The organism is Catenulispora sp. EB89 (assembly GCF_041261445.1).
Classification (GTDB): domain Bacteria; phylum Actinomycetota; class Actinomycetes; order Streptomycetales; family Catenulisporaceae; genus Catenulispora.
Map to the genome: position 1 here is coordinate 73010 of NZ_JBGCCU010000033.1, position 15817 is coordinate 88826.

Here is a 15817-nt window from a genome sequence, read left to right on the forward strand (position 1 = left end):
CCGGCTCACGACTGCTGGTTCAGGCTGTCGTGGAGCTGCTGGTCGGCCTGCTGCCAGGCCTGGTTGACCTTGTCGACCGAGTCGCGCAGCGATTTCATGTCCTTGACCATCGCGTCGCGGTGGATGCGCCAGTTGGCGGCGAAGTCGCCCATGGACAGGTTGGCGTTCTTCTGGCCCCACAGGCCTTTGTCCTCGTTCTGGACGTCCAGCGCGCCCTCGAACTCGCCGATCAGGGAATTGAGATCGCTGACCAGGCTCACCAGGTCGTCGCGGACGATGAGGTCGGCCATCAGCCCTCCTTCGGTTTCAGGGTGGGGATCTGCGCGGTGATGAGGACGCCGTCGCCGAGGTGGACCAGGCAGGCGCCGGGCACCACGCGCGGCGCCAGCTGCGAGCGGGCCAGCCGGATGCCGACCAGGTCGCCGTTGCTCAGCTCCGGCGGGGACAGCAGCGCCCCGCGCCGGTTCTTCTTCACCTCGGCCTGCCAGCCGGAGAAGCCCATCGCGACCGAGCCGATCTCGCCGCCCAGGACCAGGCCGCGCCGGCGGCCCGAACCGGTGCGGACGTAGGCGCGCAGCCATTCCCGGGCCCGGCACTCGCGCCATGCCTCGCCGTCGTCGAGGATCAGCGCCACCGGGCCCTCGCCGGGGTCGAGCAGCTCGGCCAGCTCCTCCTCGACCGGGTCCGGGGCGTTCACGACGCCGCGCACGCCCGGCCGGCCGGCCAGCGCGGTCAGCGGCGACACGCCCGGCGCGCCGATCACGATCTCCGCGCCGGTGCGCAGCAGCGATTCGGCCATCACCGCGAGCGCCGTGCTGCGCCCGGAGCCGGAGGGCCCGGCGATCAGGAACGTCGGTCGGTCCTCGAACAGCGCCGCGCCGACCGGTTCCAGCTCGTCGCCGCCGACGCCGAGCAGCGCCCACGGCTGCTGCGCCTGCCCGCGACCTGCCTCGCTCGAATCGCGCTCGCCCTCCAGGTATCCCCAGGCCTCTTCGAAGGTCAGCTGCGCGGGCAGCACCGCGATCCGGCCCGGGCGCAGGCTCTTCGGCACGTCGGCCTCGCGCTCGCCGAGCCGGGCGGCCAGCGCGCGCAGCGCGGCGACCTGGGCCGGTCCGGAGGCGTCGGCGGCGACCAGCGCGACCTGGGTCTCGACCGCGCCGGCGGAGCGGTAGCCGCGGCCGGGCGGCATGTTCTCCGGGATGGTACGCGGGTTCAGGCCGACGAGTGAGTAGTCGGTGCGGTCGGGCAGCCGCAGCACCAGCTTGTCCTCGGTCAGGGAGCTGATCCGGCCGGACATCAGGGTGCGGTCGCCGGCGATCACCACGTGCACGCCGACGCTGGCGCCCTCGCGCATCAGGGTGTGGATGATGTCGGTCAGCGAGCCGTTGTCGTGCTCGCTGAGCGTGCCCATGAAGCCTTCCCAGCGGTCCAGCAGCAGCAGGATGTGCGGCAGCCGCTCGCCGGGGGCACTGGCCTGGCGCTGTTCGGTGACGTCGGCGAAGCCGCCCTCGCCGAGGATCCGCTGCCGGTTCATCACCTCGCCGTGCAGCCGCTTCAGCATCCGGGAGGCGCGTTCGGTCTCCGAGCGCTGCACGATCGCGCCGCAGTGCGGGAACTTGCTCAGCGGGAGCAGCGCGCCGTTGCCGCAGTCCAGTCCGTACAGGTGCAGGTCGGGCACCGAGGCCGCGCTGGCCGCGGCGGCGGCGATGGTGCGCAGCGCCTGCGACCGGCCCGAGCGGGGCGCACCGATGATGTGCAGATGGCCGAAGGTGGCCAGGTCGAAGGTGACCGGTTCCTGCTGCTGGGCCGCCGGGAGGTCCTGGATGGCCCAGGAGAACACCGGCTCGCCGGAGTCGGCGGTGGTCGGTTCGGCGGCGAGCTCCACGACCGGGGCGAGGGGCAGCGGCGGCAGCCAGGGCCGGCGCTGGTCGGGCAGGCCGAGCAGATCAGTGGTCTGCCGAAGGGCGGAGACCAGCACCGACAGGTCGGTGACCACGTCGGTCTCGGCGGCCGCGGCGGGCCGCTCGGGTGCCGGACGGCCCAGGTCCAGCCAGCCGACGGGGCGCAGGAACGGTGCCGGGGCGGCGACGGACCGGTCCTTGCTGGGACGTCGTCCGCCGACGCGGCCGGTCTGGAACGGCAGCAGCGAACTGTGGCCGAGGCGTGCGTAGGCGCGGCCGGGGTGGGCCTGAGAGATGTTCGCGGCGTCCCGGGCGTCGATGACGTCGGTGCTCTCCCCCGCGTCGGTCACGCGCAGCGCCACCCGCAGGTTGGTGTTGGCGCGGATCTCGGCCGAGACCACGCCGGAGGGCCGCTGCGTGGCCAGGATCAGGTGGATGCCCAGGGACCGGCCGCGCTGGGCGACGTTCACCAGGCCGGTGACGAAGTCCGGCAGCTCGCGGACCATTGAGGCGAACTCGTCGATCACGATCAGCAGCCGCGGGATCGGGGCCAGCTCGGGGCGCCGGGTGGCGTAGTCGAGGTAGTCCTCCAGGTCCTTGGCGCCGGCCGCGGCCAGCAGCCGCTCGCGGTGCGTCAGCTCGGCGCCCAGGGAGGTCAGCGCGCGCTCGACCAGGTGCGTGTCCAGGTCGGTGACCATGCCGACGGTGTGCGGCAGGTCGACGCAGTCCTTGAACGCGGCGCCGCCCTTGTAGTCGACCAGCACGAAGGTCATCGCGTCCGGCCGGTTGGCCACCGCCAGCGAGGCGACCAGGCTCTGCAGGAACTCTGATTTGCCCGAGCCGGTGGTCCCGGCGACCAGGCCGTGCGGGCCGTGCGCGACCAGGTCCAGGGCGAAGGGGCCGTCCAGGGACGCGCCGATGACCGCCTTGGTGCTGCGGCCGGAGGCGTGCCAGCGTCCGCTGATCGCCGCCGGGCTCGGGTCGCGCAGGTCCAGCAGGTCCAGCAGGCGTGCCGAGTCCGGCAGCGCCACGCCGCCGGCGACCTCGCTGACGTCGCGCAGCGGCGCCAGGCGGCGGCCGACCACCGGGTACCAGTCGGCGCTCACCTCGTCGGCGAGGATCGGCTCGATCAGCGCGGCGCGCTGCTGGCGCAGGCCGACCGGCCGGCCGGGGATGCCGCCGGCCAGGATCGTGGTGCACTCCTCGGGCAGGGTGCGCTCGTCGGCGTCGACGCAGATGCTGTAGACGCCGACCGCCGGGCCCTCGCGCAGGACCGTGACGACGCCGGGCAGCGCGCGCAGCCGCAGCGCGCCGTCGAGCACGACGACGATGTCGGGGTCGACGCGGACCGCGCCGGCGCCGGCGTCCAGCCGGGACCGCTGCCGGGCCGCGATCAGGTCTCCGAGCTCTGCGACGCGGTGGCTCAGCGTCTCGGCGTCCGCGCCGACGAGGGTCAGGGCCCGTTGTCCCAGGCTGGGCCGGGCGTGCGGGAGCCAGGTGGCCCAGTCCCACAGGCTGTCGCCGGCGGGGTCGGTGAGGACGTAGAGCTGGAGGTCGCGCGGGCTTTGCAGGACGGCGATCTGGCCGACCAGCCAGCGGGCCATCCGTCGGGGCCACTCCCCGCGTCCGGCCACGCCGACGACGCCGGCCTGTGCGATGGAGAACGCCGCCGGGGCGTCGTGCGCGGCGCGGTACTGCGAGGTGCGCTGCGCTCCGTCCACCTGCTCGACGACGACCGAGCTGTCCAGATCGGCCAGCCCGACCCGGACCAGCAGGTGGTCGGGGTCGCTGCGGCGCCGTTCCCACAGCCGGCTGCGCGGGCCGGTGGCGATCAGCAGCAGTTCGGCGGCATCGGGGCTGGAGGCCCGCAACCGCAGCCGCTCGGCCTCCATCGCGCGGCCGATGTCCTGCTCGGCGGCGGCCAGCCGTTCGACGTACTCGGCCTGGATCCGGCGCTGGCCGATCTTGCCGGTGCGGCGGCTGTTGAGCCAGTTGCCGACCATCATCACCGGCGAGAACCCGGCCATCAGCAGATAGCTGGAGTTGTGCATCACCGTCATCATCACCAGGCCGAGGCCGGCCGGCAGCAGCGCGGTGATCCACGGCAGCGGGCTCGGGCGGGCCGGGAGCGGCTCGGCGGGGAGCCGGAAGGAGGTGCGGGCCTCGGGCGGCAGCAGCCGCGGCGGACGGTTGTAATCGAGCCATTCCCCTTCCGGCGAGACCTCGATCATCGCGTCGGGCTGGCGGACGGCGGCCTGTTCGTACCTGCTGTCGCCGATCCGCAGCGCCGTGGTCTCCGGCCAGACGGTCTCGGCGTCGAGCAGCGGGACGCGGTCCAGTTCCGGCGGCTCGCGCAGCGCGACGGGCCGGATCACGACCGAGGCGTCCAGGCTCACCCGGACCGTCGCGACGACGCCGGGCTGCTCCGATCCGAGCCGGACCGCGCACGCGGGGTCCGAGCCGATCTGGTGCACGCCGGCGTTCAGATGCCAGACCCGGCCGCTGTCCAGGCCGGCGACGGCGCGGACGGTGACCAGGCCGGAGGCGGCGCTCTGGCTGCCCTGGCCGGGCGCGCCGAGCCAGAGCACCGCGCCGTCGTGGATGCCGGCGGCGCCGAGCAGGGCGGACAGGTCGAGGCGGACGCCGTCAAGGAAGACCGCCTCGTCGGCGCCGCCGGCATCCGCGCCGACCGCGTCCAGCAGCCCCTTGACGACGTCCCGGACCGGCGTCGCGGGATCGGCGTCCACCACGACGTCGTGCGCCGGGCCGGCGGGCCGGGCCACGGTGATCATCATGCGCATGGCGGTCGCCTCCGCGAATCCTGGTTCGGCCGGTCTGGATCTACTTCTGGGGCAGCGACTGCGCCATCTGCGTGTCCATGTCCTGCATCGCCGAGACCGCCTTGTCGAGCCACTGCGACAGCTGGTCGAGCGAGTCCATCAGCTGGTTCGCGGAGGTCACGAACTCGTTGTGCACCTCGTCGAACCGGCCGGAGGCCTGGTCGGTGACGAAGCCGCTGGCGGTCAACTGGTCGACGATGCTCTTGCACTCGGCGATCTTGGAGTCGATGTCGGCCTTGTCGTTGCGCATCCGGCTCGCGGCATCCGACATCTCCCCGTAGGTGACGTTGAGGTTCGGCATCGGTGGATGCTCCCTTCGAAGTGGTCTGGGCTGACACCGCCTCACGCTAGGCGCCGCGCCCCGCCGCGAGCCAGCCTCTGGCCTGCGGTTATGGGCCCAGGGACCCAGGGTCCTGCGTTGACACCCCGTACCGGACGGGCCAACGATTCACCCGTCGAAGAACGCCCCGCCGCACCCGAGGAGACGCAGATGTCAGTGAACAGAGCGGGGAAGGCCGCGGGCGAACGCTGGCTGCGCCGCACCCTGACGTCCGCCGTCGCGGCCGCGCTCGTCCTGCTGGCCGGACTCCAGCCGGCGACCGCGGCGACCGCGGCGGCCGTCCAGGCCCCGCCGGCCGCCGTGAAGTACTACGTGGTGTCCAGCAGCTACCAGGGGCAACCGGAGTTCCTGTACGAGATCGCACAGCGACTCCTGGGCAACGGCAACCGTGCGACCGACATCTTCAACCTGAACAAAGGCCGTCAGGAGCCTGACGGCAACACGGTCAGCGACCCGACGGTGATCCGGCCGGGCTGGCTGCTGCAACTACCGAACGAGGCGAAGGGCGACGGCGTCATCACCGGGGCGATTCCGGTGCTGCACTTCGATCCCCAGGGCCAGCCGGTGAAGTACTACTGGATCCGCAACGGCTACCAGGGCAAGCCGGAGTCCCTGGCCGAGATCGCGCAGCGGTTCCTGGGGAACCCGAACCAGGCGCAGGCGATCTTCGCGCTGAACAAGGGACGCCGGGAACCCGCCGGAAAGACGCTGGCCGACGCGACGAAGATCGAGTCCGGCTGGTTCGTGCAACTGCCGGACAACGCTCAGGGCGACGGCGTCATCGCCGGACCGCTGCCCCAGCTCGGCGCCGGGACCGGACAGCAGCCACCGCCCTCGCAGGCTTCTGTTTCCGCACCGCCGACGTCAGCTCCGGCAAGCGTTTCGCAGAGTGCTTCCGCTCCGGCTTCGGCCCCGTCCTCGACACAGCCCTCGGCGTCCTCGGCGTCCACGAAGTCCTCCAGCAACCCGCTGCCGCTGATCCTCGCGATCGTGCTGCCCCTGCTGCTCATAGCCGGCGCGGTGTGGTGGGCGCTGCGCGCCGGCCTGTTCGCCAAGCTCGCAGCCGGAATGCGATCCCGCCGGACACGTCGTCCCGGACCGGCCGCACCCCGCGACGAGGCCGCGGCCTGGACCATCGACCGGGTCCTGCGAACGCTGGCGACCGCGTGCGCGCAGCACAACCGCCCGCTGCCGGGGGTCGCGGCGGTCGTGGTCGGGACCGACACCATCACGCTGCGCCTGGCCCGCCCGGACGAGCAGCCGCCGCAGGGCTGGAGCGCCGAGCACCAGGGCCGTTCGTGGTCGGCATCGCTGCGAGCGCTGCAGAGCGCGCCGGTCGACGACGCGCTGCCCGCGCCGTACCCGCGCCTGGTCTCCACCGGCGACACCGAACAGGGCAGGGTCCTGCTGAACCTGGCCGAGGCGCACGGCATGATCAGTCTGGAGGGCGAATCCCGCCTGACCAAGCCCCTGGTCGCGGACTGGATCCGGGAGCTGGCCGGCAGCCCCTGGTCCCGCGGCACCGCGGTGCTCCGCATCGGCTTCGGCTCCGCCGGCGAGGAACTGCCGGGGGTCGAGGACGCCCCGAGCATCGAGGCCGCGGCCGCCACCCTGGACGAGTCCGACGGCGGAGTGCTGGTCCTGGCGCACGCCCCGAGCGGCCGCGAACCCGAACGCGTCGGCGCGCTGGCCGGCGCCGCCGACGGCCGCTGGTCGGTCCTGGTGCTGGGCAGTCCGAAGAACGCCAGCTGGCGCCTGGTCGCCGACGCCGCCGGGACGCTGGACACCGGGCTGCTGGGCGAGCCGGTGCGGCTGCACGGGAAGCGGCCGCTGGAGCACGCGTGAGGTGACCGACAGGCATCCACGGAACGCACGTCAGACCGCTGACATCTTGACCTGACACCGATCCAAGCGTAAACAATGCGAATACCACTCCGAATCGCAAGTGAAGCAACATTCGGACGTGGCTCGGATCGGTCGGGGAGGGACGTGCGCATGCAAGACAGTGGTCGACACCTCCGCGTCGAGGTCCTGGGCCCGCTGCGGGCGTTCGCCGACGAGCGGGAGATCGCGATCGGCGCCCCGAAGCAGCGGGCGGTCTTCGCCGCCCTGGCGATGGCCGCGGGCACCGTGGTGGCGCGCGGAGAGCTGATCGACCGCATCTGGGGCGAGGACGTCCCGATGACCGCGGCGGGCAACCTCCACACCTACGTCTCGGGGCTGCGGCGCGCTTTGTCGGGGCTCGGCCTCGGCGACCCTCTGGCCAGCAACGGCTCCGGCTACCTGTTGCGCCTGAGCCCGGACGCGTTGGACCTCAACCGGGCCGAGCGGTTCGCAGCGGCCGCACGCACCGCCCGAGACGCCGGCGACCGCCACCGCGCGATCACGGCGCTGGATTCCGCGCTGGCCCTGTGGCGCAGCGGCCGTCCGTTGGAAGCCCTCCCGGGACCGTTCGCCGCCGAGCAGCGTGCGCGGCTGGCCGACATGCGGCTGCGCCTGCTGGTGGACCGCACCGAGCTGATGATCGACGCCGGGGAGGTCGGCGACGCCCGGTCCGCCGACCTCGCCGCCGCCGCCGACGAACTCGCCATGCACGCCCGGGCGCATCCCTTCGACGAGCGGCTGCGGTCGGCGCTGATGATGGCCTTGCACCGCAGCGGCCGTACCGCCGACGCCTTGGCGCAGTACCAGATGCTGCATCGGGTCCTGGCCGACGAGCTCGGCATCGAGCCGGAGGCTTCGACGCGGGCGGTGCAGATGGCGATCCTGGCTCAGGAGGCGCCACGCGTGCGTCGTCCCGGTCCGCGTTTGGGAACCGGCCTCCGTGCCGGTCAGGGCGCCGGTCCCGGTCACGGTGCCGGTCCCGGTCCGCGCCCGGTCAAGGAGCTGCTTCGTCCGATCGCCGACGCGACCGCCCGACCGACCGTTCCGGCCCAGCTGCCCCACGACAGCGCCTCGTTCGTCGGCCGCGCCAAGGACGTCGGGCAGGTGCTCGACCACGCGCGCGCCGACGGAGCCTGCTCCCCGCGCGTGGTGATGGTGGTCGGCGTCGGCGGAATCGGCAAGACGACGCTGGCGGTGCGGTGCGCGCACCTGCTGCGCGAGGCGTATCCGGACGGCCAGATCTACATCAACCTGCGCGGCTTCGACCCGACGCACCCCGCGCTCACACCATCGGCCGCGCTGCACCAGCTGCTGGCCTCGCTCGGCGTCGCGGCCGTCCCGCCCGAGCACGAGCAGCGCGTGGCCCTGTGGCGGAGCATCGTCGCGGGGCGCCGCATGGTGGTGCTGCTGGACAACGCGCGCTCGGCCGAGCAGGTCGAGGACCTGTTGCCGGGAACGGGATCCAGCTTCGTGATGGTCACCAGCCGGGAGCGTCTGGGACGGCTCGCGGTGAAGTACGCGGCGCGGCGCGTGACGCTGGCCCCGCTGGCCGTGGCCGACGCGCTCGGGCTGCTGGCCGACGCGGTCGGCGCGGAGCGGGTGAACGCCGAGGCGCCGGCGGCGCGGCGGCTGGCGCAGCTGTGCGACCACCTGCCGTTCGCGCTGCGGATCGCGGCCGAGCAGCTGGTGGCGGTGTCCGACGGGCGGATCGCGGACCTGGTCGGGAGCCTGGAGGACGCGCATCAGCGGCTGGACACGCTGCGGCTGGAGAACGACGACCTGTGTTCGGTGCGCAGCGTCATGGCGTGCTCGTTCGATGCGCTGGACGCGGATACGGCGCGTGCCTGCCGGATGCTGGGGGCGTTTCCGGGGGTGAACCTGACGCGGTACTGCGCGGCGGCGCTGCTGGACGTGCCGGTGGCGCAGGCTTCGGAGCTGATGCAGCGGCTGACTGCGCAGCATCTGCTGGAGCAGCACGGCGACCGCTATACGATGCACGATCTGACGCGGACGTATATCAGGGAGCTGGCTCGGGGGCTGCGCGACGACGAGGTGCGGGCGGCGCGGGACCGGGTGAGTGGCTGGTACACGGTGACGCTTTCGCAGATGGCGGGTGTGGGGCGGCGGCGGGTTGTCGGCGACGGCGACGGCGAGGGTGCGGGCATGGGTGCGGGTGCGGGCGTGGGCGCGGGTGCGGGCGTGGGCGCGGGTGCGGCCGGCGATGTCCCGCCCCACGAGCCGCAGCCCTTCACCGGCCAGGACGAGCTGCTGCGCTGGTGCGCACAGGAGTGGCCGAACATCAGCGCCCTCATCCGCAGCACGGCGCGGTCGGCGGACCACCTGTCGACGTGGCGGCTGACGTACTTGATGTTCGACTACTTCTACGCCAGCGGCTCGGCGGCCGACTGGCTGGAGCTGCTGCGGATCGCGACGCGTTCCGCCGAGGCGTCGGGCGACCGGCGGGCGCGGATCGTGCTGCTGATCCATATGAGCGTCGCGCACTGCCGGACCGGGCGGGCCGACGCGGCCGTCGCGGACCTGTGCAAGGCCCTGGACCTGCTCGACGCCGCCGACGAACCGCCGCTGCGCGTGAGCCTGCTCAGCACGCTGGCGTCGGTGATGCGGGCTTCGAAGGCGTACGAGCAGGGGCTGGCGGCCGGGTTGGAGGCGCTGGCGCTGGCGGCCGAATGTGACGACGCGTACCAGCGCGCGGCAGCCGAGGACGTGCTCTGCGAGCTCTACACCGAGACCGGCCGCCGGCTCGAAGCGGTCGCGCACGCCGAGGCCGGACTCGTCGAGGCCCGCGCCTGCGGCAGCCCGCTGTTGGAGGCGAACCTGCTGATCAACCTGGGCCTCGCCCGCAACGGCCTCGGCGACCCGGTCGCCGCCCAGGCGTGCCTGGTGCGCGCACTCCGCGTGACCCAGGCCGCCGGCGACCGCTACCACGAGGGCCTGGCGCTGCTGGCGCTGGCGCGGGTCCGGTCGCTGGAGCGGGACGCCGCAGCGGCGATGGCGAAGCGCGCGCTGGCGCAGTTCCAGGAGTTGGCGGCCGAGGAGGCGAAGGAAGTTCTGGAGTTCCTGGGGGATCTACAGCTGGCGGGGAGCGTCGTGGCGGCGTGAGCGCGAAGCGCGCGCCAACCGCGCTGAGGTGCGCTAATGTCGCAAAAATGGGAGAAGTCACCGACTACTACGCGACCCTGCCGGCGGAGGTCGGGGACCTCTTCGACGGCATGCGTCGGCGAGCGCTGGAGCTGGTACCGGACGCGGTCGAGGGGCGCAGCTATGCGATGCCGGCGCTGCTCTATCGGGGCAAGGGTCTGATCGCGACGATGCAGACCGCGAAGCATCTCGCGCTCTACCCGTTCAGCGGGAAGGTCGTCGCGCGGGTGGCCGAGCGGCTGGACGGGTTCTCGCTGTCGTCGGGGGCCATCCGGTTCAGCGTCGAGCATCCGCTGCCGGCCGAGGTGCTGGACGACGTCGTGCGGCTGCGCGCGGCCGAGATCGAGGCCGCCGCGGCCGGCGGTGCTCGGCGGCGTACTGGCTAGCGGCGTGGCGCGCGTGTAGAACATCTTCTGCGGACTTCGCGCGGGGCAAAGTCGCAGTTGGGTCGGGGGAAGCGATGAGCAGGCGGCGTTCGCGGGACCGGGTGGAGCGACCACGGCGCGGACCGGCGGCGGCGGTCGCGGCGGTGCTGACCGCGATCGCGGTGGCCGGCACGGTGCACCTGGCGAACCGGGCGTCCGCGGTGACGGCGGACGAGCACGCGCTGGCCCGCGCGCAGCCTTGTGCGGCTCAGGGATCCGGGAACCGCGACTGCGTCGAGGACGTCGCGGGTGTCGCCGTCGGACCACTACAGCACGTTTACAAGAGTCCGGTCGTCAAGCTGCGGGTCTCCGGCGGCGGCACGCAGACGACGCTCACCTTCCCGCGCGGAGTCGGCGCGGTGTTCCAACAGGTCCAGGACGGCGACTTCGTGGCCTTGACGACCTGGCACGGAGCCATCGTCTCCGTCACTGCCCAAGGGGACACGGAAATCCCCTCCGCGGCGCCGTCCGAGCAGTACCGGTCTCGGTTGACCGCCACCTTCTACGCGGCCGCGTTCACGGTGGTCCTGGCCGGGCTCACGCTGCTCTCGGCCGCGTTCACAGGATGGTTCGGCGACTCGCGCAGGGGGCTGGGGTTCTTCCTCGCCGCTACCGTGATCTTCGCGGGCTTCGCGACGGCTCTCAGCGCCGCAGTGATCGCCTCGGGCGGGAGCCTGCGTGCCGCGCTGGTGACGGCACCGGTCACCGTCGCGGTGGGCTTGGTCGTGGCGGGTGGGGTCAGCCTTTGGCGGCTCGTCCAGCGGCGTCGGGAGACAGAGCGCATGCTCCGCGAACTGCGGGCCGAAATGAGCTGAGGGGCCCAGTCAATGAAGGCACCGGCGCCGCGTCGTCACGCGCCGCCGCCCTCCCGCCCCTGCCACACCAGCACCGCCTCGACGCGGCTGCGCGCGCCGAGCTTGGCGAAGATGTGGTTGACGTGGTTCTTGACCGTCTTCTGGCTCAGGCGCATGCGTTCGGCGATGTCGGCGTTCAGCATGCCGTGGCTGATGCAGGTCATCACCTCGGCCTCGCGCGGGGACAGCTCGCGGCCGTGCGGGCGGGCCGTGGGGCGGTGCCCGGGGGCCGGGTGCCCGGGCGCCGGGTGGCCCGGCGGGGCCGTCGGGGGCCGGCGGCGGCGCGGGCGCGTGGCGTCGGCGTCGGTCCGGGCCGCCTCGGCGACGAGCGAGAGCTGGTAGTGCGCGCTGGCGGCGGGAGCCTTGTGCGCCGCCGGGCCGGCCAGGCGGCTCAGCACGTCGGCGAGCGCGGCGGCGGCCGGAGGCGCGCCGGGGCCGGGCTCGACGGTGAGTTCCAGGGCGGGCAGACGGTCGATGCTCACGGCCAGGCCCTTGCTGGCGAACTCCTGCCGGATGCGGGCCAGGATGTCGGGGCTCACGATCGCGATGCGGACCCGGCCCCGTGAGCCCGGCGCCGCCGCTGTCCCGTTAGCTGTCCCAGTCGCAGTTACCGTCATGTTTCCAGCGTCTGACACTCGGCTTCAGGTTTCCTCCAGACAGTCTCCAGAGGTTACATGTAGGTTCCCGTTGAACGTGTCGCATGTCCTATCGAGTTGTCGCTGATCTGTCACTTGCGACAGTTCGGTGGGATTGGCTGCTTGGGCTACAGGTCCGGCCAGTCGTGTCCAGGCAGATAGGGGCTCTGGCCGCTGAACAGCCAGGAACAGAGGTCGAACGTCCTTCGCTTCGCGTCCTCGAAGTACTCCTGCGGTTCGGGATCCGGGAAGGACTCCTCTTCGCGCACGAAGCCCTCGGCGTACCAGAATGCGTCGGCGATCCAGCGGTCGATGCGGTCCTGACCTTCGAGTTCTTCACAAACCTCGCGCATGGTGCGCTGGAGCCGGTTGTAGGCGTCACGGTCCCACGTGCGCTCGATGCGGCCGGGGTACAGGAAGGTGCCAGGGTCGGCGTCGTATTCGCTGCGCAGCGCGTCAATGGAAGACACGGCGACCAGGATGCCAGCGGGGTCTGACCGGCCGGTCCGGGCCTTGGGGTTGTCGTGACCTGGCCCTATCCTGGCCGGCATGAGCATGATCGGGGAGTATCTGAGGGTCACGCCGTCCGAGCTCGATCGGGCCGTGAACAATCCGGAGTGGGCGCAGAAGCTGGCTGAGCAGGTCCAGGACGAGCAGGAGGATGGCGGGCTCGGTCCCGAGGACGCCAAGCACTTCAGCACGTACCAGACGTGGCACCTGCTGGACTTTCTGCTGCGTCGCCGTGGCTTCCCGGTGGATGTGGTGATGGGTGAGACCGAGTTTGGCGGGGAGGACTGGGGTTACGAGCCGCCCCGTTTCCTGTCTGTCGACCGGGTCCGGGTCGCGGCCGAGGAGCTCGGCCGTCTGTCCTACGACGACTTGATCGATGGTGTGGATGTCGCCGAGGTGGCCGCCGCCCAGATCTATCCGCAGGGTTGGGACACGCGGGAGTCGCTGGAATGGGGACGCGACTACTTCGGGTCGTTGGCGTTGTTCTTGCAGGCGACCTCTGCTGCCGGTGACGCGGTCATCGCCTGGATCGACTGAGAGGGGGGCCGTCGTGTCTTTGGGGATGCACTTCGCGTTGGACGCCGGTGATCTGGCCCGGTTGCTGGCGGCGAACGGCGACGACGACCTCGCGGAGGTCTTCGAGGAGATTGAGGAGTCGCCCTACGGTGAGTGGTCGATGGGCACCGACAAGGCGTGGGACGCGATCCACCGGTGCCTGACTGACGGCGAGTTGTTGTTCGAGAACGGCGAATACCCGCTGTCCCACGTCGTACTCGGCGGGCGTCAACTTCATGAAGGCGACGACTACATCGTCGCGCTCGTCACGGCCGAACAGGTCGTCGACGTCGCGCAGGCATTGGAGCGTGTCGACGAAGGGTGGACGCGGGAACGGTTCTTCGGTCTCGACTTCGACGACTACGACGGGGCGCGCGACGAGGACGACTTCGGCTACACGTGGACCAACCTTGACGACCTGCGGGGCTTCTACCAGCGGGCAGCACAGGCCCGGAGAGCCGTGATCTTCACCGTCGGCCTGTGACCATCATTCGAGTCCGCCGCGGCGCCGGCGCTGTTGTGAGCCCGAAACCGGCAGGAAGCACACGCCCACGAGTGGGTAATCTGCGCCCGTGACACAACCGGCAAGCGTTGAGGACTGGCAAGACGTCGAGGGCATCGAATACTTCGTCGCCTACCTTCATCTGCTCGCGGCCGAGGCCGGGGCCGCCGAACATGGCATGGGATCTTGGCGCAATGCCACGATTCCCGACTTCCTCGCGGCGATCGGCACCTTGCTGGCGTTCACACAAACGCAGATCGCGCTCGGCAACCCCGTGTTCGCCGAGCCGATGATGACCGACTGGTGGGAGGTCGCATGCCTGCTGAGCACCGCCAGACACGAAGCGCCTGCTTCCTTGCCGGAGGCGACGACCGGCAACCTCGGCGACGCCAAGGCGGTGGAGGGGCTGGACAGCCTGCTGGACTACGTCCGTTGGTTGATTGGCGACTTCCGCCTCGACGCCGCTGAGGTTGCTGAGCGCACCAGCTGGAACAAATGGGATAGCCAAGGGCGATGGGCCTACGGGGTCTTGTCGAACTGGCTGGGAACCTGGGCGGCGAAACTGGAGGACGCTTACCTCAAACCACTGCCTGCGCTGATGATCAAGCTCCGGATCCAGCGCGACCCGGTGGAGCCGGTGAGTTGGCGGTCTATCGCCGTCCAACTCTCCGGCGCCCGAATCTACGAATGAACGGACCCAGCGCCGAGGAAAGCGACAACTTACTGGAACAGCCCGCCCGCCAAGACGATGGGAATCAGAGTGAAGGACCAGGTCGGCGTCGCTAGGGGCGACAGATCCAACGGGAACCTACATTACAGACTGCGCTCATACGTCGGCGGTGGCCGTTAGCAGGAATCAGAGCCGCGATCCCCCGGTCACCACCGGCTCCGGTGCCTCCAGGATCAGCTCGCCGCGCTCGGCGTCGTAGGCGAACAGCTCGGCCCAGCGGCCCCAGTCGATGGCGATGTCCAGCTGCCGCCGCGCCTCGTCCTCGGAGAAGCCGCGGCGCAGCAGGTCGACGAAGAACCCTTCGCGCAGCGAGCCGTCCTTGGTCGCCCGCAGGGCCTTGACGATCGCGCCGACCAGCGGGGCGTGCTGGACGACGAGTCCGGCGAACTGGGCTTTGGCCGGGTCGGTGGGAGAGGCCACGAAGGTGCGGCCCTCGTCGGTGATCTCGATGTCGGAGCCGGAGACCTTGGCCATGGTGAGCATCACCGCGGCGTCGACCAGCGGCAGCAGGTCGTCGACCTCGAAGTTCAGGTCCTCGGCGATCTCGGCCAGACCGTCGCGGCCGCCGCGCGCGTCCAGGATCTCCAGCAGGCCGGACAGCCCGCCGACGGAGGCTTCGGGCAGCGGCAGGTCGATCGGGGTCAGGGCGGCGACGGCGGCCGGCGCGACCACCGCGGCCTTCTCCAGGGCGGACTCGCGGCCGGTGAGGATGTCGTAGACGGTGTCGACGAGTTCCTCGTAGCCGGGGTCGCGCTTGTCGCGGGGGCGGGGCAGGTCCACGCGCAGCTCGGCCAGGATGCGGCCCGGGTTCGAGGACAGGACCAGGATGCGGTCGGCGAGCTGGACCGCCTCGTCGATGTTGTGGGTGACGATCAGCACCGCCTTGGTCGGGAACTCCCGGCTCTCCCACATCTTCGTCAGCTCGCCGCGCAGGTTGGCGGCGGTGAGGACGTCCAGAGCGGAGAAGGGCTCGTCCATCAGGAGCGCGTCGGGTTCCACGGCCAGGGCGCGGGCGAAGCCGACACGCTGGCGCATGCCGCCGGAGAGCTCCTTGGGGTAGGCGGACTCGAAGCCGTCCAGGCCGATCAGGTCGATGGCGCGCAGCGCCTTGTCGCGGCGCTCGGCCTCGGGGACGTCGCGGGCCTGCATCGCCAGCTCCACGTTCTGCTGCACGGTCAGCCACGGCAGCAGCGCGAAGGACTGGAACACCATCGCCACGCCGGGGTTGGCGCCGTTCAGCGGCTCGCCGCGGTACTCCACGGTGCCGGAGGAGGGGGCGATCAGGCCGGCGATGCAGCGCAGCAGCGTGGACTTGCCGGAGCCGGACTTGCCGAGCAGCGCGACGATCTCGCCCTCGCGCAGCGTCACGGAGACGCCGTCGAGGACCGGCAGCGCGTGGCCGCCGGGGGTGGTGAAGGTCTTGGTGACGCGTTCGGCCTCGACGATGACGGTGCTGGCGGCGTGCGGGACCTTCTCGGTCAC

The 15817-nt window shown here is 71.7% G+C and carries 13 protein-coding genes; 7 read left to right on the forward strand and 6 right to left on the reverse strand.

Annotated features, from left to right (window positions below):
* Window positions 1-5: 5 nt before the first annotated feature.
* From ABH920_RS43710 to ABH920_RS43720, 3 genes are read right to left on the reverse strand one after another with little or no spacing between them, the layout of a single operon-like run.
* Window positions 6-290, reverse strand: a complete 285-nt coding sequence (locus ABH920_RS43710) for a hypothetical protein (RefSeq protein ID WP_370355238.1) — start codon at window positions 288-290, stop codon at window positions 6-8.
* Window positions 290-4702, reverse strand: coding sequence for an FtsK/SpoIIIE domain-containing protein (locus tag ABH920_RS43715; RefSeq protein ID WP_370355239.1), 4413 nt, complete (start codon window positions 4700-4702; stop codon window positions 290-292). Before ABH920_RS43715 ends, ABH920_RS43710 begins: the two co-directional genes overlap by 1 nt.
* A gap of 40 nt (window positions 4703-4742) precedes the next feature.
* The gene (locus ABH920_RS43720; protein WP_370355240.1) at window positions 4743-5042 is read right to left on the reverse strand and encodes a WXG100 family type VII secretion target; all 300 of its coding nucleotides are present in this window, start codon (window positions 5040-5042) and stop codon (window positions 4743-4745) included.
* Between the two features lie 189 nt (window positions 5043-5231).
* Between ABH920_RS43720 and ABH920_RS43725 the strand changes: the two genes are divergently transcribed.
* The 4 genes from ABH920_RS43725 to ABH920_RS43740 all read left to right on the forward strand — a co-directional run bounded on the left by ABH920_RS43725 (window position 5232) and on the right by ABH920_RS43740 (window position 11364).
* Window positions 5232-6926 carry a hypothetical protein gene (locus ABH920_RS43725; RefSeq protein ID WP_370355241.1) on the forward strand — a complete coding sequence of 565 codons (1695 nt, stop codon included), beginning with the start codon at window positions 5232-5234 and terminating at the stop codon, window positions 6924-6926.
* Window positions 6927-7076: 150 nt separating this feature from the next.
* Window positions 7077-10085 (forward strand): BTAD domain-containing putative transcriptional regulator, encoded by a 3009-nt coding sequence (locus tag ABH920_RS43730; protein ID WP_370355242.1) that lies wholly within the window; start codon window positions 7077-7079, stop codon window positions 10083-10085.
* 47 nt (window positions 10086-10132) lie between these two features.
* Window positions 10133-10510 (forward strand): iron chaperone, encoded by a 378-nt coding sequence (locus ABH920_RS43735; RefSeq protein WP_370355243.1) that lies wholly within the window; start codon window positions 10133-10135, stop codon window positions 10508-10510.
* A 74-nt stretch (window positions 10511-10584) separates the two neighbouring features.
* Complete coding sequence (locus ABH920_RS43740) at window positions 10585-11364, forward strand: hypothetical protein (RefSeq protein WP_370355244.1); 780 nt, start codon at window positions 10585-10587, stop codon at window positions 11362-11364.
* A gap of 35 nt (window positions 11365-11399) precedes the next feature.
* Here the strand turns inward: ABH920_RS43740 and ABH920_RS43745 are convergent, their stop codons facing one another.
* The gene (locus ABH920_RS43745) at window positions 11400-11942 is read right to left on the reverse strand and encodes a LuxR C-terminal-related transcriptional regulator (RefSeq protein ID WP_370355245.1); all 543 of its coding nucleotides are present in this window, start codon (window positions 11940-11942) and stop codon (window positions 11400-11402) included.
* A gap of 224 nt (window positions 11943-12166) precedes the next feature.
* Window positions 12167-12508 (reverse strand): hypothetical protein, encoded by a 342-nt coding sequence (locus tag ABH920_RS43750; RefSeq protein ID WP_370355246.1) that lies wholly within the window; start codon window positions 12506-12508, stop codon window positions 12167-12169.
* Between the two features lie 79 nt (window positions 12509-12587).
* Between ABH920_RS43750 and ABH920_RS43755 the strand changes: the two genes are divergently transcribed.
* From ABH920_RS43755 to ABH920_RS43765, 3 genes are all read left to right on the forward strand, one after another.
* On the forward strand, window positions 12588-13085 hold the full coding sequence (locus ABH920_RS43755) for a YfbM family protein (RefSeq protein WP_370355247.1): 498 nt from the start codon (window positions 12588-12590) through the stop codon (window positions 13083-13085).
* A 13-nt stretch (window positions 13086-13098) separates the two neighbouring features.
* Window positions 13099-13587, forward strand: a complete 489-nt coding sequence (locus tag ABH920_RS43760) for a YfbM family protein (protein ID WP_370355248.1) — start codon at window positions 13099-13101, stop codon at window positions 13585-13587.
* An 88-nt stretch (window positions 13588-13675) separates the two neighbouring features.
* The gene (locus tag ABH920_RS43765; protein WP_370355249.1) at window positions 13676-14296 is read left to right on the forward strand and encodes a hypothetical protein; all 621 of its coding nucleotides are present in this window, start codon (window positions 13676-13678) and stop codon (window positions 14294-14296) included.
* A gap of 165 nt (window positions 14297-14461) precedes the next feature.
* Here ABH920_RS43765 and ABH920_RS43770 read toward each other — a convergent pair whose 3' ends face one another.
* Window positions 14462-15817 carry a nitrate/sulfonate/bicarbonate ABC transporter ATP-binding protein gene (locus ABH920_RS43770; protein ID WP_370355250.1) on the reverse strand — a complete coding sequence of 452 codons (1356 nt, stop codon included), beginning with the start codon at window positions 15815-15817 and terminating at the stop codon, window positions 14462-14464.

Excerpts from the sequence above, each read along its gene's own strand:
- ABH920_RS43710 (WP_370355238.1), bottom strand. The coding sequence starts at position 290 with ATGGCCGACCTCATCGTCCGCGACGACCTGGTGAGCCTGGTCAGCGAT.
- ABH920_RS43715 (WP_370355239.1), bottom strand. The coding sequence starts at position 4,702 with ATGCGCATGATGATCACCGTGGCCCGGCCCGCCGGCCCGGCGCACGAC.
- ABH920_RS43720 (WP_370355240.1), bottom strand. The coding sequence starts at position 5,042 with ATGCCGAACCTCAACGTCACCTACGGGGAGATGTCGGATGCCGCGAGC.
- ABH920_RS43725 (WP_370355241.1), top strand. The coding sequence starts at position 5,232 with ATGTCAGTGAACAGAGCGGGGAAGGCCGCGGGCGAACGCTGGCTGCGC.
- ABH920_RS43730 (WP_370355242.1), top strand. The coding sequence starts at position 7,077 with ATGCAAGACAGTGGTCGACACCTCCGCGTCGAGGTCCTGGGCCCGCTG.
- ABH920_RS43735 (WP_370355243.1), top strand. The coding sequence starts at position 10,133 with ATGGGAGAAGTCACCGACTACTACGCGACCCTGCCGGCGGAGGTCGGG.
- ABH920_RS43740 (WP_370355244.1), top strand. The coding sequence starts at position 10,585 with ATGAGCAGGCGGCGTTCGCGGGACCGGGTGGAGCGACCACGGCGCGGA.
- ABH920_RS43755 (WP_370355247.1), top strand. The coding sequence starts at position 12,588 with ATGAGCATGATCGGGGAGTATCTGAGGGTCACGCCGTCCGAGCTCGAT.